Origin of the sequence: Streptosporangium sp. NPDC023825 (genome assembly GCF_040639575.1) — a bacterium.
Taxonomy (GTDB): Bacteria; Actinomycetota; Actinomycetes; order Streptosporangiales; family Streptosporangiaceae; genus Streptosporangium.
The window spans coordinates 13,997-30,551 of the sequence record NZ_JBFAAE010000008.1; the positions used below are offsets into that span (position 1 = coordinate 13,997).

Here is a 16,555-nt window from a genome sequence, read left to right on the forward strand (position 1 = left end):
CGGCCCACCCCCCGCTCGGATTACCGAACCACGCTCTGTGGACAAGCCCGGGACTCGTGCGAAAACTGTGGACAACCCGGTCTCAGCCACCCTGAGCGGGACCCACCCTCGAACGGGGCTCACCTCTGCGCGGAACTCACCTCCGCGAGAGGAGAAGAGGGCGGATCAACCCCGCAGGCCTCGCATGGCTGAATAGAACTCGTTATAGCGGGTCAGCTCCCGCTCCACCGGCTCGATCACCATGCTCTCGGCGACACCGGCGACCCTGCGGCGCATCTCGCGCTCCAGCGCGTCACGCTCGTTGCCCGCGCCGAGCACGACGAAGTTGCGGCTGGCCATCGCGGTGAGCAGGCCGAGCCCCAGGACAGAGAAGATCATCAATCCGACCCAGGGCAGCGAGGCGGCGTCGCCGAACACCTCCAGCCCCTCCGGCGGGCTTCCCGCGCCGAACACGCCGTAGGTGAGAGCCGTACCGACCCAGGCCAGGCCCGCGACGAAGAGCAGGACCAGGAGGTACTGCCAGGCCAAGAGCAACCGCCACCAGCCTGGAACCCTGTCCAGGCGCGGCGCGACCTCCGACAGCTCCTCGGAGAGCACCTCCGGCAGCTGCGAGGAGCGCGAACGCGCGGCGTCCCTGATCCCGTTCTGCCACGCCTCGTGCATGCCCGAGCTCAGGCCGTCGGTGAGCGCCTGTACGGCGGTCTCCACCTCGGCGGGCTGCGCGCTGACCGAGCCGCCGGTCAGGCCGTGGATCTCGTCTCGCAGATCGCCCAGACGCAGGCTGTTCAGCGGGTCGGGACGGAGCTTGGCGGCCCAGCGGGTGTAGGGCCAGCCGACCCACTCGCCGGACCGCGCGGCGTACACGTTCTCCATCGCCTCGCCGATCGCGGGGACACCGACCGCGTCGCAGAGGGCGTCGGTGAGACCGATCCTGCGGGCGTCGTCGATGGAGGAGGGCGGAGCGGACGCGCCGTCGGCGGGCATCACCTTCGCGAGGCGGAGCGTCAGCCGGCCGAGATCGGCCTCCAGCCGCTGGGTCGCGGCCCTGCGCTTGGAAACGGTCTCGGCGAGAACGCCCTTGAGGTTGTCGACGCCCCGGCCCGTGATCGCCGAGGTGGTGACGATCACGGGGTCCTCGACCCCCTCGCGGCGGAGCAGGCCGTCCAGGTCCGCGACGCACTCGGCCAGCTCCTCCCGGTCGAGCCGGTCGGACTGGTTGAGCACGAAGATCGTCACCGCCTCGTGCCCGGCCAGATCGGTCACGTAGCGCCGGTGCGTGGAGGCGTCGGCGTACTTCTGCGGATCGAGCACCCACACCACGAGGTCGGCGACCTGGATCAGCCGGTCGGCCTCGGTGTCGGTCAGCGCCCGGATGGAGTCGTGGTCGGGCAGGTCGAGCAGGATCAGCCCGTGGAGCTGGCTCTCGCCCCGGTCCAGGGCGCTGGCCCGCGCGAAGCGGTGCCGCCACTGGATCTGCAACCAGTCGAGCAGCGGGCCGGCACCGTCCAGGCCCCAGACGCAGGCGTGCGTACGGGCCGTGGTCGGGCGGCGTACCCCTGTCGGCGACAGCTCCAGGCCGGAGATCGAGTTGAACAACGTCGACTTGCCGCTGCCCGTACCCCCCGCGAGCGCGACCACGGTGTGGTCGGAGGAGAGCTTGAGCCTGTCACCGGCGCGCAGCAGCAGCTGACCCGAGTCGGCGAGGAGCTTTGGCTCGACCTTGCCCGGCCCCAGCTCCACGATCCGAGCCAGCGCGGCGAGCCGGCCGCCGAGACCCTGGCGTGACTGGGTGGTGCCAACACTCATCGGGCGACCTCAAGGTTGTACGTTGCCTGGTAAAGGCGGGTGGCGGCGGATTCGTCAGGTATGCCCGCACCGTCGAGAGCCTGGGTGTAACGCGCCATCTCGTCGTCGAAGAGCATGCCGATCCGGGCTCGGAGATCGCTCCGGGCCTTCACGCCGATGTTGCGCAGCGACTCCGCGCCGAGCAGCGCGTGCACCAGCCGTTGCGGCAGCGCCCCGGTGCCGTTCTGCGCGTCCGAGGAGCCGTAACCGAGCAGTCCGATGGTCAGGATCAGCGACAGGGACTCGACGTCGAACGAGATCACCCTGGCCACCGACCGCTTGGTCACCCCCTCGGTGCGTATCAGCTCGATGATGTGCTCCTGCCAGGCCGCGATGGTCCGGCCGGTCCTGCGCAGGAGCTCGTCGGACGCGCGGCCGAGACCGGGTACCGACGCCAGGGCCTCCTGCGCGCCCGGACGGTTCAGCCAGCGCGAGGAGGTCTCCTCCGCGGCCCGGTGCGCCGCCGAGACGACCACCGACTCCAGCCCCGCCCGCAGCGCGGACTTCAGACCGCTGAGCCGCTCGGGCGCCTGCTGGCTCGCCTTGCCGCCGAAGCGGCTCGGCCTGCGCAGGTGGAGGGTACGCATGAGGTCGCCGGACCCGGCGAAGTCCTGCCAGCGGGCGAGCACCTCGCCCCGGAGCAGCGAACCGTCGCCGGTGCTCTTGTCGATCTCGGCCAGCGCGCGGGCGTAGGCTCCGTCCACGTCGCCGCGGAGGTCCCTGCGGAAGGCGACCTGGATCTCCAGTTGCTTGGCCAGCGCGGGGACACGGGTGCGGAAACTGTTCAGCACCCCGTCCAGGGTCGCCCGTACGGCCTGCGCGCGCCGCCGGTCGTCGACCGACAGCTCGGTCAGCCAGAGACGCAGCTCGCTCACCTCGTGGTCGGGGAGCATCCCGTCGGTGACCTTGCTCTCGTTGATGACGAACCGGTCGACCTCCCCGAGGCCGTACTCGGTGAGCATCCTGACGAAGTGCTTGCTGATCACTTCTTGGGACCTGGGCGGAACCCGGGAGAGCACGATGGCCAGCCGGGCTCCGCGCTCCTTGGCCAGGCGGAGCAGTCGCCAGGCCGGAGCGTCGGCGTACCGGGCGGCGGTGGTGACGAAGATCCACAGATCGGCCGCGTCGAGCATGCGGTGGGCGATCTCGTGGTGCTCCTCGACGACCGAGTCGATGTCCGGGGTGTCGAGCAGTGCCACGCCGGGAGGGAGGCGCTCGGTGGAGACGAGCACGAGGCCTCCGGAGGCGCCCTCGGGATCGGGCTCGCCGAGCCGCCGGAGGCTGCCGAGCAGGTCACCCTCGGCGAACCACTCGTGGTCGTCGGGGTGGCAGGCCAGAACGGGCGTTCCGGTCGTCGGGCGGCGCACGCCGGTCGCGCTGACCTTGGCGTTGGCCAGGGTGTTGAGGAGCGTGGACTTGCCCGCGCCGGTGGAGCCCGCGACCACGACGAGCGCGGGCGCGGTGCTCGTGTGGACGCGAGGGATCACGTAGTCGTCGAGCTGGGCCAGGATCTCGCTCCGGACCCGCCTGGCCTCGTCCGCGCCGGGGAGGTCCAGGCCGAAGCTGAGGTCGGTGACACCGGTGCGTACGGCGGTGAGCGCGCTGCTCAGCGCCTCGGAGACGGCCTCGGGAAGGGGGGTCTCCCGCGTCCGGCCGCCCGGCGTCCCCGCGCCCTTCCCGTCCGGGGTCTCGTCGTCCTCGTCCGGGGTCTCGTCGTCCTCGCCTCGGGTCCTCTCGTTCCCGGCCTCCGTGCCGCCGTCGACCGTTCCGGTCTCGTCCCGGACCTCGTCACCGGCCGCGTCGTCGATCTCGTTCTCACGCTCGTGCCGCGTCTCATCAGCGCTCTCGGAGGAGCCGGCGGGCTCGGCGGGATCGGCCTCGCTCGTGGCCCGGCGGCCAGTGGCGCCGGCGGTACCGGCATCGCGGCGGACCTCACCGCCGTTCTCGGCCTCGTCGTCGATACCGGCGGAGCCGGCGTCGTGCCCGGCCTCGCCGCCGGTCCGACCGGTCCGCGAGGCGTCGTCACCGGCCTGCGGGGCCGCGTCGCCGATCTCCGCGTCACCGGCCTCGGTCTCGGCGTCACCGGCCTCCGCATCACCGGCCTCCGCATCACCCGCCTCAGCCTCGGCGTTCTCGGCGTCGCGGCGGGTCCTGCCGCCGTCATCGGTCTCAGCGGGCCCGTCCTCGCCCTGGGACGCGAGAACGCCACGGCTGTCGCTCCGGGCGCCGCCGGCGCCCTCGGCACCGGCCCGGGGAGCGTCGTCGGCCCGCGAGGCGTCGCCGGTCCTGCCGCCCTCTCCGGCGGTCAGGGTCCGCTGCCCGGCCTCGTCCTCGACGTGGCCGGTGCCCGGCGTGCCGCCGTCACTCTCCGCGCCGTCCTCGGACTCGTCGCGTCGCTCCTGCGGGGTCGTGCCGAGGACGGCGACCTCATCCCGCTCCTGCCCGATCCTGCTCGCGCGAAGGGGCGGGGTGCCTTCGGCGTGGGACCGCTCGTCCTCGCCGCCGGGGACGCCGCTCTCGAACCGGGAGGAGAAACCCTCGCCGGCCGTACGGGAGGCGTCGGCGCCTTCTCCGGAGGCGGGGCCCGGGGCCTCCCGGGGAGCGGGGCTCGGGGTGTCGCCTCCGGCGGTGCCCGGCGGGGGGACGGCGGGGCCACCGGTGCGAGGGACACTCGGCGGGACAGGGGCACCCGGGCGGAAAAGGGCACCGGGCGCGGCCTCGGAGGTGTCACCGCCTCGGGGAGCGTCCGGAGAGACAGGAGCCCCCGGACGGAAGGCCGCACCGGGGGCGGCCGGGGAGGCGGGAGCGCCGGGAGTACCGGCAGAAGGCCTCACAGGAGCACCGGGAGCACCGGAGGAGGGCATGGCGGGGCCACCGGTGCGGGGAACGCTCGGCGGGACGGGGGCACCCGGGCGGAAAAGCGCGCCGGGGGCGCCGGGGGCGCCGCCCTCGCGAGAGGCGCCCGGAGGAGCCCCGGCGGGAGCACCCTGCCCCCGGGAAACGCCCGGAGGAGCCGTGGGGACACCTCCTCGAGGGGCACCCGGCGAGGCCGGGACACCGTAAGAGGCGGGGGCGCCGGGACCTGGGGCCGCGCCGGGCACGCCTCCGCGGGAGGCGTTCGGCGGGACGGGGGCGCCCTCGCGCGAGGCGCTCGGCGAGGTGGGCGCACCCTCGCGGGCACCCGGGGAGGTGGGAGTGCCCTGGCCGGGGACCGCGCCGGGCGAGGCGGGCGAACCCCTACCGGGTGGCGTCGCGGCGGGGCCGCCCCGTGAGGGGCCCGCCGGACGACCGCCCTGGGCGCGCGGGGAGGCGGGGCCGGGGGCCGCCTCGCGGGAGGTGGTAATGGCTTCGATCTTGGCCTGGGCAGCGGCTGCGGCGGCGCGGAAGGCGGCCATCGCCTCCTCGGAGGCGGGCGGGGAGGCAGGGTCGCTCGCCCCGGCCTGGGGTGCGGAACCGGCGGAGCCACCCGGCCGGCCTGGTCCGGCGGGGCCCGCCGTCCTGCCCGAGGGCATGGCGGGACCGGTCACGCCACCCGGGGCCGCGGGCCCCGCCGCCCGGCCCCGGGGCGCGGCGGGACCGCCGGCCGCTCCGGGAGCGGCCGTCCCGGGCCGGCTTTCGGGGGACTGTCCGCGCGCGCGGATGGAGGCCGCGTCGTCGTCGGCGCGGATGGCGCCGAAGGTCACCGTCTGCTCGCCGGGGGATTCCTTGTCATCCGACGAGGTGTCGTCGGGTGGCTCCTGGGGGGTGCCGGCAAGGCGAGGGTCACGGCCACCACCCGAGTGGGGGGGCCTGTTGGACGCCGATTTCACGGTACTCGCTCCGCTCGAACCATCTCGACCTCCTGGCCGACCTTCACGACATCGCCGACGATCACGATCGCAGGTGGCCGAATCCCAGCCGCGCTCACGCGCTCCGCCACGGTGGATAGCGTGGCGTAAAGAGCGCGTTGGGTCGGAAGAGTACCGTCCTGTACCACCATTACGGGAGTTTCCGGCGAACGTCCGTCATGGATCAGCGTTTCGGCGATCGCTCCGATCCGTTCGACCGCCATCATAAGCACCAGAGTGCCGCCGGATCTGGCCAAATTGGGCCAGTCGACGGTGGATCTCTCGTCGCCCGGCGGAACATGTACGGAGATCACGTGGAATTCCTGGCTCACCCCGCGATGTGTCACGGGCACGTTGGCGGCGGCGGGCACCGCGACCGGGCTGGTGATGCCGGGAACCACGAGGACCGGGATGCCCTCGCGGGCGCAGGCGAGCATCTCCTCGCCGCCGCGGCCGAAGACGAACGGGTCGCCCCCCTTGAGCCGGACCACGAACTTGCCCTGCCTGGCGTGCTCGATCAGCAGCTCGTTGATCCTCTCCTGGGCCATGTAACGGCCGTAGGGGATCTTCGCGGCGTCGATCAGCTCGACGTCCGGGGAGAGTTCGTCGAGCAGGGCCTGCGGGGCGAGGCGGTCGGCGACGACCACGTCGGCCTGGGCCAGCAGCTGCCGCCCGCGGACCGTGATCAGGCCGGGGTCGCCGGGCCCGCCGCCGACCAGGGCGACACCCACCGGCTTGGTGCGGTTGCGCCTGGCGCCGACCGTACCGTCCCTGAGGGCTCCGACGACGGCGTCCCTGATCCCGGCGGCGCGGCGGGGATCGCCTCCCGCGGTGATCGCCACGCTGATCTCGTCCACCTTGCCGCTGGCCGGGGTCCAGGCCGCCGAGGCGTCCTTGTCGTCGGCGCGCACGCACCAGATCCGCTTGGCCTCGGCCTCCGCGGCCACCGCGGCGTTCACCGCGCGGTCGTTCGTGCAGGCCTGGACCAGCCAGGCCCCGTCGACGTCGCCGACCTGGTAGCGCCTGGCCTCCCAGGTCACCCGGCCTGTCGCGATGAGGTCGTCGAGGGCGTGCGTGACACTCGTCGAGACGACGGTGACCAGGGCGCCCGCGTCGAGCAGCGCCGGCACCCGCCGCTGGGCGACGCGTCCTCCGCCCACGACGAGCACTCGCCGCCCGGAGAGGCGCAAGCCAAGCAGGTAGGGCGACATGGCGACAAATCTCCCGTTCGCGAGGAATTGTGAAGCATGGCGTGCTAGGAGGTAAACCTACCGGCTAACAGCTCCCTCTTCGCTGCTCCCGTGTTAACAGCTGTCAAGAAAGAGCTGACCGCTGTCAACCCGCCGGCTCAAGACTTCCGCAGATCAGGCTTCCTTGTCCGTCACACCGGCGGAATCGAAGGTCGCGACCTCGTGCATCACCCTGACCGCCGCGCAGACGAGAGGGTGGGCGAGCAGTCCGCCGGTACCCTCGCCGAGCCGGAGTTCCAGCTCGACCAGGGGGCGCAGCCCGAGGTGGTCCAGGGCGACCGCGTGGCCGGGCTCGGCCGAGCGGTGTCCCGCGACGCAGTGGTCGACGGCGCCGGGGGCCAGCGCCGCCGCCGCCAGCGCCGCCGCCCCCGCGATGACACCGTCCAGGATGACCGGTACGCGAAGAGCGGCGCCGGCGAGGACGAACCCGGCGATCGCCGCGTGCTCCAGGCCGCCGACCGCGGCCAGCATCTCCAGGGCGGGCACCCCGGAGACCGGGGCAAGGGTCCCGGAGGCGCCGTTCCACTCGGGCTCCAGGCCGTTCACCCGGAGGGCCTCGCGGACCACCTCGACCTTGCGCGCCAGGGTCTCGTCGTCGGCACCGGTGCCCCTGCCGGTCACGACGGCCGCGTCGTGACCGGTGAACGCGCAGATCAGCGCGGCCGAGGCGGTGGTGTTGGCGATGCCCATGTCCCCGGTGACCAGGCAGCGGGCGCCCCCCTCGACAAGGTCGCGGGCCACGGCGATCCCGGCCTCCAGGGCCGCGACCGCCTGCTCGGGGGTCATCGCCGGCCCCCGGGACAGGTCGGCCGTGCCGTACGCGACCTTGCTGATCGTCAGGCCGGGCGCGGGGTCGAGGTCGGCGGCCACGCCGACGTCGACGACCGTCACCGAGGCGCCGACCTGGGCGGCGAAGGCGTTGGCCACGGCACCGCCCGCGAGGAAGTTGCCGACCATCTGCAGGGTAACCTCCTGCGGCCACGGGGTCACGCCCCTGGCGTGGACCCCGTGGTCCGCGGCGAAGATCGCCAAAGCCGCGGGGACCGGGAGCGGGGGCGGGCTGACCGCCGCTGCTCCGGCCAGCCGTACCGCCACGTCCTCCAGGGCGCCCAGCGCGCCACGGGGCTTGGTCAGGCGGTCCTGGTGGGCGCGGGCCTCCGCGACGGCCGCCGGATCCGCGGGACGGATCGCCGCGATGGTCTCCTCAAGGATGGTCATGTGATCAGTCTCCCTTGAGAAGCGGCTTTTCGGAAAAGCGCCGAAAGGCCGTACACGTGCCGCACACGGTCACCGAGGGCCATCGCAGGGGATCACCAGGCGATACCGCTGAGAGCCTCCTCGTAGCGCTCGATGACCACGTCGGCCAGGCCCTCGCAGTCGCCGATGACGTCGGCGCAGCGGACGTCCAGGTTCGAGTGGCCGGCGGCGTAGGCCATGGCCTGCGCCCAGACGCGGTCGAGCAGGCCACCGGCGAACAGCAGGTAGGGAACGACGATCACGCGCTTGGCGCCGAGGCGGCGGCAGCGCTCGATGCCGCCGGGGACGCCGGGCGGGGTGAGGGAGACGAAGGCCGTCTCCACGGTCATGTACTCGTGGGCGTGGGTCTCCCAGAACAGGCGCGAGACCCGGTGCACGTCGGCGTTCGTCTCGGGACTGGTGGAGCCGTCGCCGACCAGGACCACGGCGGTCTCGCCGATCTCGATGTGCTCGGGCTCCTCGTCGAACGCCCCGGCGGCGGCCGGGACCAGCCGGAGGCTGGCGACCTCGGCGGCCGCGTCGGCCAGACGCTCGGCGAGCAGCGCGAGGATGCGGGGGTCGGAGCCCAGGGGGCGGCCGTAGTCGCAGGTCAGCATGGGGTGCCTCTCCTGCTCGCGGGCCATCGCGGCGGGGATGTCCGCGCCGAGCCACACGTCGCCGGTGAGGCTCATCGGCTGGGCCACCATCCGGTGGTGCCCGCGCGCGACCAGGGAGGCGACGGAGTCGCTGAGGCGCGGCCTGGCCCTGGCGATGTAGCCGCCGGAGACGTCCGCAGCCGTCTGGTCGAGGCGGCAGCGGAGTCGATGGATGAACCTACCGAATTCAGCAGATCCGTTGTCGTCGTGCGAGCCCTGCCCGATGAGCAGCAGCGGCGGTTTCATGGAAACAGGACTCCAATGACCTTGACCTGGGGTTACGCAGTGGCGACTCGCGACAATATCCGATGACGGCACCTCATGGACAGGTAACGGATCGGTAAATTCTGTCTTTTCTGGCGCGGATGTGACGGGCCGCGAAGGTGGGACCGGCGGCGGCGGGCGATGCCCCCTCGCCTGCCGGGCCGTCTGGATCACACGCCATGGCACGGTAGCCAGGCTCGCGGGAGACGTCCAGCACGGCCACGCCGGTGTTTCACGCCACGCGTCGCCCGGCCCGTTCACCCCTCCCGACCGGGCAGGTCTTCCATCGTGCCGCCCGCGACCCGAGAATCCGGTGGGGATCAGGACAGGTCGGTTCTGAGCATTCCGAACACCACGATGTCGCGCGGTCCGTCCTCCCCCAGCTCGGCGGCGCGCAGCACGCCCTCCCTGACGAAACCGGCCTTCTCCGCGACGCGGAGGGAGGCCGTGTTGGCCAGGTCGGCGCGAAGCTCGATCCTGCGCATCTCGGTCGTCTCGAACACCCAGCGCGCCACGCCGAGCAGTGCCTCGGTGGCGTAGCCCCGGCCCCGGTGCAGCGGGTGCACCCCGTATCCGACCTCGGTGGTCCCGGCGCCCCAGAGGGTCCTGAAGAGGCTGATCGCCCCCACGACCAGTTCTTCGGCCTCCATGGCCAGGTGCACGCCCTGGCCCGAACGGCGCAGCTCGTGCACGCCGTGGGAGAGCCACTGGGAGACACCCGAAGGATGACCGGGCGCGCCGGGCGGCAGGAACCTGGCACGCGCCTTGATCACCGACCGGACGCGGGCGGTGTCACCGGGGTGGAAGGGCCGGATCACGAGCCGCCCGGTCAGGATCGGCGGATCGGGTGCGAACGCGGTCACGCGCCCTCCTTGCCGGGGGCCGGGAGATGTGTGGCCCCAACCTCATCCCGGCGGCCCCTCCCGCGCAAGCCCGGATCTTCGCCTCGTCCCGGGCCGGCGCGGCTGGAAAACCACGTCCGGCGGAAGGTGGAAGGCGGAAGCGGGCGGCCGGTTCCCGGCACCCGGCACCCGGTGGAGCGGGACCGCGCCGCCGGCCTTGGTCCGGGCCCGGCGGACGGCGACGGCGCCCGGGCTCAGCGGACGATGACGACCTCCAGCGTGCGCGGACCGTGCACGCCCTCCACCCGGTTCAGCTCGATGTCGCTGGTCGCGGAGGGGCCGCTGATCCAGGTCAGCGGTCTGGAGGGGTCGAGCCTGCCGACGGCCTCCGGGACGCCGGCCACGATCTGCCCGGCCCGTACGACGCACAGGTGGTAGTCCGGGACCAGGGTCAGCGCCCGCCGCCCCTGTCCGGGCCCGGCGTCCAGCACGATGGTGCCGGTCTCCGCGATGGCGACCGCGCACCCGGTGACGATCCCGTCCACCCCGTCCAGCTCGGCCGCGCTCAGCGGGGGATCGTCGGTGACCGGGTCGACCGGAACCCACTCCGGTGGCAGGCCGTCCGGGACGACCAGCCGGGTGGCGCCCCGGCGGGCCAGCGCCGCCGCGATCGTCGCGGGCACCTCGGCCGCCTCGACCACGTGCACGACGGCCCGGTAGTCGGCCACCCGCTCGGCGAACAACTCCACCACGCCCTCCGGACCGGCCGGCGGTGACGTGCGGTAGGCCCGGGTGATCTCGACGTCGGGGGCTCCGGCCACGGCGGAGCGGATTTTCGACAGGATCCGCTCCCTGCTGCCCGTACCGGAGACGCCGCCCACGCCGGACGAGCGTCCGGGTCCGGACGCCGGGGTGGCCGCTCCGGCGTTCATCGGGCACCTCCGTCGGTACGGTCCCACCAGTCGCGGAAGGACTCGGCGGGGATGTCGGGAATGTCGCGGGTATCGGTCCAGGCCGACAGCGGTCCCGGCAGGCGCCCGGGAACGAACCTGCGCAGGCGGCCGCCGAGCCGCTGGGCGCGCGCCAGCCGCGCGGGGCGGTCGAACACCCACCCGGCGGCGCGCATGCCCATGCGCTCGGCACGCGCGTGGCGGACCTTGCCGCGCAGGTGGACCAGGACCTCGGGGATGTCGATCGCGACCGGGCAGGCGTCGAAGCAGGCGCCGCAGAGGGTCGAGGCGTACGGCAGCGACGCGTCCAGCTCCGAGGCGGTCCCGCGCAGCTGCGGGGTGAGGATCGCGCCGATCGGGCCCGGGTAGACCGAGCCGTACGCGTGGCCTCCGGCGCGCTCGTAGACCGGGCAGACGTTGAGGCAGGCGGAGCAGCGGATGCAGCGCAGCGCCTGGCGGCCGACCTCGTCGGCCAGCACCTTCGTGCGGCCGTTGTCGAGCAGCACCAGGTGGAACTCCTGGCCCTCGACCGCGCCCGTCCAGGTGGAGGTGTAGGGGTTCATCCGCTCGCCGGTGGAGCTCCTGGGCAGCAACTGGAGGAAGACCTCCAGGTCCCGCCAGCTCGGCAGCAGCTTCTCGATGCCGACCACGCTGATCAGCGTCTCGGGCAGGGTGAGGCACATCCGCCCGTTGCCCTCGGACTCCAGCACCACCAGCGTGCCGGTCTCAGCGATCATGAAGTTGGCGCCGGAGATCGCGACCTTGGTCGACAGGAAGCGCTCGCGCAGGTGGAGCCTGGCGGCCTCGGCGAGGGCGCGGGGCTCGTCGCTCAGGTCCTCGGGCGCCGCGCGGCCCCAGTCGGCCATCTTGTCCTGGAAGATCTCGCGGATCTCCGAGCGGTTGCGGTGGATCGCCGGGACCAGGATGTGCGAGGGCCAGTCGTCCCCGAGCTGGACGATCAGCTCGGCCAGGTCGGTCTCGTACGCGGTTATGCCCTCCTCCAGGAGGGCCTCGTTGAGGCCGATCTCCTGGGTGGCCATCGACTTGACCTTGACCACGCTGGTCTCGCCGGTGGCCTTGACCAGGCCGGCGACGATCCTGTTGGCCTCCTCGGCGTCGGCCGCCCAGTGGACGTGGCCGCCCGCCGCGGTGACGGCCTCCTCCATTTGGAGGAGGTAGCGCTCCAGGTTGCGCAGGGTGTGGTCCTTGATCTCCTTGCCCGCCCGGCGGAGCTCGGCCCAGTCGGGCAGCTCGCCGACCGCAAAGGCCCGCTTGCCGCGGATCGTGTGGGTGGCCTTGCGGAGGTTGTATCTGAGCTGCGAGTCCTGCACGGCGGCCGCGGCGTTCGCCGGGAAGGCGGGCATGCCCAGGAACGTGCCGCTCATCGGCGGGCCGTCCTCTCGTCGGTCCTCTGCTCGTCGGCCCTCTGCTCGTCGATCCTCTGCTCAACGACCGGGACGCTCATCGGGTGGCCTCCGTGGCGGCGAGGATCTCGGCGAGATGCATGATCCGCACGCCGGTGCGCTGGCGCTTCAGGGTGCCGCCGATGTGCATCAGGCAGGAGTTGTCGGCGGCGCACAGCACCTCGGCACCGGTGGTCGCGACGTTGTGCACCTTGTCGGCGCACATGGCCGCGGAGATCGCCGGGTTCTTCACCGCGAAGGTGCCGCCGAAGCCGCAGCACTCGTCGGCTCCGGGGAGCGGGACCAGCTCCAGCCCCCTGACCTGCTCCAGCAGCCGGGTGGGCCGGTCTCCCACCCGGAGGACGCGCATCGAGTGGCAGGTCGGGTGGTAGGTCACCCGGTGCGGGAAGTAGGCGCCGACGTCGGTGACACCGAGGACGTCGACGAGGAACTCGGACAGGTCGTGGACCTTGGGCGCCATCTCGGCCACCTCGGCGGCGAAGGAACCGGGCGCGTCTCCGGCCGCGGCGGCCCCGCTGGTCCCGGTGATCAGGCCCCCGGGGGTGCCGGACCCGGCCATGGCGGGGGCGGCGGGGGTGCGGGCGAGCCGCGGGTACTGCTCGCGGACCATCGCGGCGCACGATCCCGACGGCGCGACGACCGCGTCGTACCCGGCGAAGACGTCCACGAAGTGCCGTGCGAGCCGCCTGCCCTCCTCGGGGTATCCCGTGTTGACGTGCATCTGGCCGCAGCAGGTCTGCGCCCGCGGGAACTCGACGTCACATCCGAGGCGGCGCAGCAGCGTGACGACCGCCCGCCCGGTACCGGGAAACAGTGTGTCGTTCACGCAGGTGATGAAGAGGGCGACGCGCACGGCACTCCTTCCTTTCAATGGTCCGACCACAGTATGGTCTGACCACATTTCCCCACAAGAGGAGGTCCTCTTGAGCGGTTGGCAGCCGGTCCGGCGTACCCGGGCGTTCGAGGACGTGATCGCCCAGATCGAGCGGCGCATTGCGGGTGACGGGCTCAGGGTCGGAGACCGCCTGCCCGGCGAGCGGCAGCTCGCCGAGCAGCTGCGGGTGAGCCGGTCGTCGGTACGCGAGGCGATGCGGGTGCTGGAGACCCTGGGGGTGGTGTCGTCGCAGGTCGGACGGGGGCCGGACGCGGGGGCCTTCCTCATCTCCAGACCCGCCGAGGCACTGAGCGACCTGCTGAGGCTCCACCTCGGGCTGTCGAACCTGTCACTGGAGGAGGTCGTCGACGCCCGGCTGATGATCGAGAAGTGGTCGGCCGCGCACGCCGCCGCCCACGGGGCCGACCTGTCGGCCCTCACCGCCGCGCTGGAGCGCATGGACGCCACGACGACGGCCGAGGAGTTCGTCGAGCACGACACGGCCTTCCACGTGGCGATCGCCGAGGCCTCGGGCAACCGGCTGACCACCGCCATGATGCTCTCCCTGCGCGACTCGCTCCGCCGCTACGCGGTCGAGGCGGTCGAGCGCCTCGGCGGCACGGCCGGGCTCATGGCCGACCATCGCCGGATCCACCGGGCCATCGCCGCCGGGGACGCGGCGGAGGCCTCGGCCGCCGTGGAGGACCACCTGCGGCGGGCCTATCCCGGCATCTCACGTCCCCCAGGGACTGAGGACGACGCGGGGCTTGAAGGGCAGCAGGGGCGGGGTGACCGAGTCGGCTGAGCGGCAGGTGGCGCCCGAGCAGGAGACCAGTGCGTCGAGCTGCCGGTTGAACTCGGCGATCACGGGGAGCGGCGTCTCGGCGGCGAGGTTGCGGAGCTGGTAGGGGTCCCTGACGAGGTCGTAGATCTGGTACTCGCCGGTGGAGTAGCGGACGAAGGTGTGCTGGGCGGTCCGCATCCCCTGGTACGCCGGAACCGGGGTCTGCCGGGCCGAACTCGGGCTGGTCGGGCGGTAGAACTCCAGCAGCACGTTCTGGCGCCACGAGGGAGGCCTTTCGCCCCGCAGCAGCGGCAGCAGGGAGCGGCCCTCGGCGAAGTCGGGGAGCGTGGCCCCGGCGAGCTGGGCGAACGTCGGGGCCAGGTCGATGCTCGCGGCCATGTCCCCGACGACGCGGCCCGCCTGCACGCCGGGCCCCCTGACCAGCAGCGGCACCTTGATCGCCTCGTCGAAGGGCGTGGTCTTGCCATGGGGAAGCCTGTGCTGGCCCAGGTGGAACCCGTTATCGGAGGCGAAAAAGATATACGTTTCATCCAGCTTGCCGGAGGCCCTGAGAGATTCGACGAGGGTGCCCACCATGTCGTCCACGCCGAGCATCGCCCGGAGCCGGTCCCGGTAGTGGCGGTCGATTTTGCGGATCTTCGAGGTGTCGAGCGGCGGGAGCGACCTGAGCCAGAGCGGCTCGGCACTGACGTCGGGCTGGTTGAAGGACGGGGTGCGCGGAGCCACCACCCCGGCGAAGGCGGCCTGGTGCCGGGGGGCGTAGTTGGCCGGGTTGTGCGGGGCGACCGGGGCGAGGTAGAGGAAGAACGGATCCTGACTGGGCTGGGACACGAACGCCCCCGCCTTCGCGCTGAGCACGTCGGTCAGATAGTCCTGCGGCGCGAAGCCGTAGTCGCGCAGCATGCCGTTCTCGTTGAGCGTGTAGCCGTACTCCTCGTACAGCCTGCGCACCGGTACGTCCCACTCGTCCCAGCCGGGAGGCACGTGGGTGGCGGAGGTGGCGCCGCCGGGATAGTGGTTGAGGTATTTGCCCATCAGTCCGGTGCGGTATCCGGCCGACTTCATCCACGTCGCAATGTTGGAGCGTTCCAGTCCGGATGTGTAGTACTTGGTGAAGCCTCCTTCGGGGGCCGTGTTGGTGTACACGCCGTGGCTGTGCACGTACTGGCACCGCATGATCGACGCGCGCGAGGGGCAGCACCAGGAGTTGGGCACGAAGAACCTGTCGAAGCTGGTGCCACTCCGGGCGAGCAGGTTCCAGATATTGGGAAATTTCTGCAGATCACCCGCGTCCAGGTCGTCGACGAGGATCAGCACCACGTTGGGCCGCCCCGCCGCGTGCGCCACGGCCGGGATCGTTCCCATCGCGGCGAGGGCGAGGAGCGAGATCAGGGAGAGGAGTTTGCGAGCGGCATTGAGCACAAGTGCACGCTTCCCGGGAGACCGAATTTCGACACCTCACACTCGACCGACCAATATAGAACGTGTTCTAATTGCGGAGCCCGTCCGGCGTCACGTCGCGAGGAGACCCCCGTGAGCACCGACCTGAAGCTCGGCCTGAACCTCGGCTACTGGCAACGGAACGCCGACGACGCCACCGAACTCGTCCAGACCGCCGAACGGCTGGGGTATGAGTCCGTCTGGACCGCGGAAGCCTACGGTAGCGACGCCTTCACCCCTCTGGCCTGGTACGGCGCGCGGACGTCCCGCATCAAACTGGGCACGTCCGTGGTGCAGATCTCCGCGAGAACCCCGGCGGCGACCGCGATGACCGCGATGACGCTCGATCATCTCACCGGCGGGCGGCTGCTGCTCGGCATCGGCGCGTCGGGGCCCCAGGTCGTCGAGGGCTGGTACGGAACGCCGTTCCCCAAGCCGCTCGCCCGCACCCGCGAGTACGTCGAGATCATGCGCAAGGTGTGGCGCCGCGAGGAGCCGGTGACGAGCGACGGCGAGCACTACCCCCTCCCCTACCCGGGAGGCGCGAACCTCGGCAAGCCGCTGAAGCTGATCACCCGCCCGCTGCGCGCCGAGATCCCCCTCTACCTCGGCGCCGAGGGACCGAGGAACGTCGCCCTCGCCGCCGAGATCGCCGACGGCTGGCTGCCGCTGTTCGTGTTCCCCGAGAAGATCGAGCGGATGTACGGCCCCTCGCTCGCCGGAGCCGGCCCCGGCTTCGACATCGCCGCGATGGTGATGACCGTGATCACCGACGACGTCAGGGCGGCGCTGGACGGGGTGAAGATGATGCTGACCCTCTACATCGGCGGCATGGGGGCCAAGAGCCGCAACTTCCACGCCGACATCATCGGCAGGATGGGCTACGCCGAGGCAACCGAGGAGATCCAGGCCCTCTACCTGGCCGGACGCAGGGACGAGGCGTTCAACGCGATCCCTGACGAACTGGCCGACGGCATCTCCCTGGTGGGCCCGGTGGGCCGCATCCGCGAGCGCCTGCAGCTGTGGCGCGAGAGCCCGGTGAGCAACCTCCTGGTCATGGGCCCCCGCGACGAGGCGTCCCTGAAGACCGTCAGGGACCTGGTCCTGGGCTGACCCTTCCCGGCCGGACACACCGACCCGGG

General features: G+C 72.3%; 12 protein-coding genes. 2 read left to right on the forward strand and 10 right to left on the reverse strand.

What is annotated here, in order from left to right; genetic code table 11:
• Window positions 1-165: 165 nt before the first annotated feature.
• From AB0G15_RS09830 to AB0G15_RS09870, 9 genes are all read right to left on the reverse strand, one after another.
• Window positions 166-1,806, reverse strand: coding sequence for a GTP-binding protein (locus AB0G15_RS09830; RefSeq protein WP_362837128.1), 1,641 nt, complete (start codon window positions 1,804-1,806; stop codon window positions 166-168).
• Window positions 1,803-4,679 carry a GTPase gene (locus AB0G15_RS09835; RefSeq protein ID WP_362837130.1) on the reverse strand — a complete coding sequence of 959 codons (2,877 nt, stop codon included), beginning with the start codon at window positions 4,677-4,679 and terminating at the stop codon, window positions 1,803-1,805. The genes AB0G15_RS09830 and AB0G15_RS09835 overlap by 4 nt, the downstream gene beginning before the upstream one ends.
• A 971-nt stretch (window positions 4,680-5,650) precedes the next feature.
• A complete protein-coding gene (gene cobA / locus AB0G15_RS09840; RefSeq protein ID WP_362837132.1) occupies window positions 5,651-6,883 on the reverse strand; it encodes a uroporphyrinogen-III C-methyltransferase in 1,233 nt (410 codons plus the stop codon).
• A gap of 153 nt (window positions 6,884-7,036) precedes the next feature.
• Window positions 7,037-8,140 (reverse strand): nicotinate-nucleotide--dimethylbenzimidazole phosphoribosyltransferase, encoded by a 1,104-nt coding sequence (gene cobT / locus AB0G15_RS09845; RefSeq protein ID WP_362837134.1) that lies wholly within the window; start codon window positions 8,138-8,140, stop codon window positions 7,037-7,039.
• 92 nt (window positions 8,141-8,232) lie between these two features.
• Window positions 8,233-9,060, reverse strand: coding sequence for a sirohydrochlorin chelatase (locus AB0G15_RS09850; RefSeq protein ID WP_362687012.1), 828 nt, complete (start codon window positions 9,058-9,060; stop codon window positions 8,233-8,235).
• Window positions 9,061-9,398: 338 nt separating this feature from the next.
• Window positions 9,399-9,941 (reverse strand): GNAT family protein, encoded by a 543-nt coding sequence (locus tag AB0G15_RS09855; RefSeq protein WP_362837136.1) that lies wholly within the window; start codon window positions 9,939-9,941, stop codon window positions 9,399-9,401.
• A gap of 233 nt (window positions 9,942-10,174) precedes the next feature.
• A complete protein-coding gene (locus tag AB0G15_RS09860; RefSeq protein WP_362837138.1) occupies window positions 10,175-10,852 on the reverse strand; it encodes an LUD domain-containing protein in 678 nt (225 codons plus the stop codon).
• Complete coding sequence (locus AB0G15_RS09865) at window positions 10,849-12,255, reverse strand: lactate utilization protein B (protein ID WP_362837140.1); 1,407 nt, start codon at window positions 12,253-12,255, stop codon at window positions 10,849-10,851. Before AB0G15_RS09865 ends, AB0G15_RS09860 begins: the two co-directional genes overlap by 4 nt.
• A gap of 76 nt (window positions 12,256-12,331) precedes the next feature.
• Window positions 12,332-13,147, reverse strand: coding sequence for a (Fe-S)-binding protein (locus AB0G15_RS09870; RefSeq protein ID WP_362837142.1), 816 nt, complete (start codon window positions 13,145-13,147; stop codon window positions 12,332-12,334).
• Window positions 13,148-13,217: 70 nt separating this feature from the next.
• Between AB0G15_RS09870 and AB0G15_RS09875 the strand changes: the two genes are divergently transcribed.
• A complete protein-coding gene (locus AB0G15_RS09875; RefSeq protein ID WP_362837144.1) occupies window positions 13,218-13,973 on the forward strand; it encodes an FCD domain-containing protein in 756 nt (251 codons plus the stop codon).
• On the opposite strand, the gene AB0G15_RS09880 is transcribed toward AB0G15_RS09875, so the two are convergent.
• The gene (locus AB0G15_RS09880) at window positions 13,902-15,395 is read right to left on the reverse strand and encodes a sulfatase (RefSeq protein WP_362837146.1); all 1,494 of its coding nucleotides are present in this window, start codon (window positions 15,393-15,395) and stop codon (window positions 13,902-13,904) included. The genes AB0G15_RS09875 and AB0G15_RS09880 overlap by 72 nt on opposite strands.
• A 111-nt stretch (window positions 15,396-15,506) precedes the next feature.
• Between AB0G15_RS09880 and AB0G15_RS09885 the strand changes: the two genes are divergently transcribed.
• Window positions 15,507-16,526, forward strand: coding sequence for an LLM class F420-dependent oxidoreductase (locus tag AB0G15_RS09885; RefSeq protein ID WP_362837148.1), 1,020 nt, complete (start codon window positions 15,507-15,509; stop codon window positions 16,524-16,526).
• Window positions 16,527-16,555: the final 29 nt, after the last annotated feature.

What these genes read in the sequence shown, in the direction of transcription:
- AB0G15_RS09830 (WP_362837128.1), bottom strand. Translation starts at nt 1,806, where the DNA reads ATGAGTGTTGGCACCACCCAGTCACGCCAGGGTCTCGGCGGCCGGCTC.
- cobA (WP_362837132.1), bottom strand. Translation starts at nt 6,883, where the DNA reads ATGTCGCCCTACCTGCTTGGCTTGCGCCTCTCCGGGCGGCGAGTGCTC.
- cobT (WP_362837134.1), bottom strand. Translation starts at nt 8,140, where the DNA reads ATGACCATCCTTGAGGAGACCATCGCGGCGATCCGTCCCGCGGATCCG.
- AB0G15_RS09850 (WP_362687012.1), bottom strand. Translation starts at nt 9,060, where the DNA reads ATGAAACCGCCGCTGCTGCTCATCGGGCAGGGCTCGCACGACGACAAC.
- AB0G15_RS09860 (WP_362837138.1), bottom strand. Translation starts at nt 10,852, where the DNA reads ATGAACGCCGGAGCGGCCACCCCGGCGTCCGGACCCGGACGCTCGTCC.
- AB0G15_RS09865 (WP_362837140.1), bottom strand. Translation starts at nt 12,255, where the DNA reads ATGAGCGGCACGTTCCTGGGCATGCCCGCCTTCCCGGCGAACGCCGCG.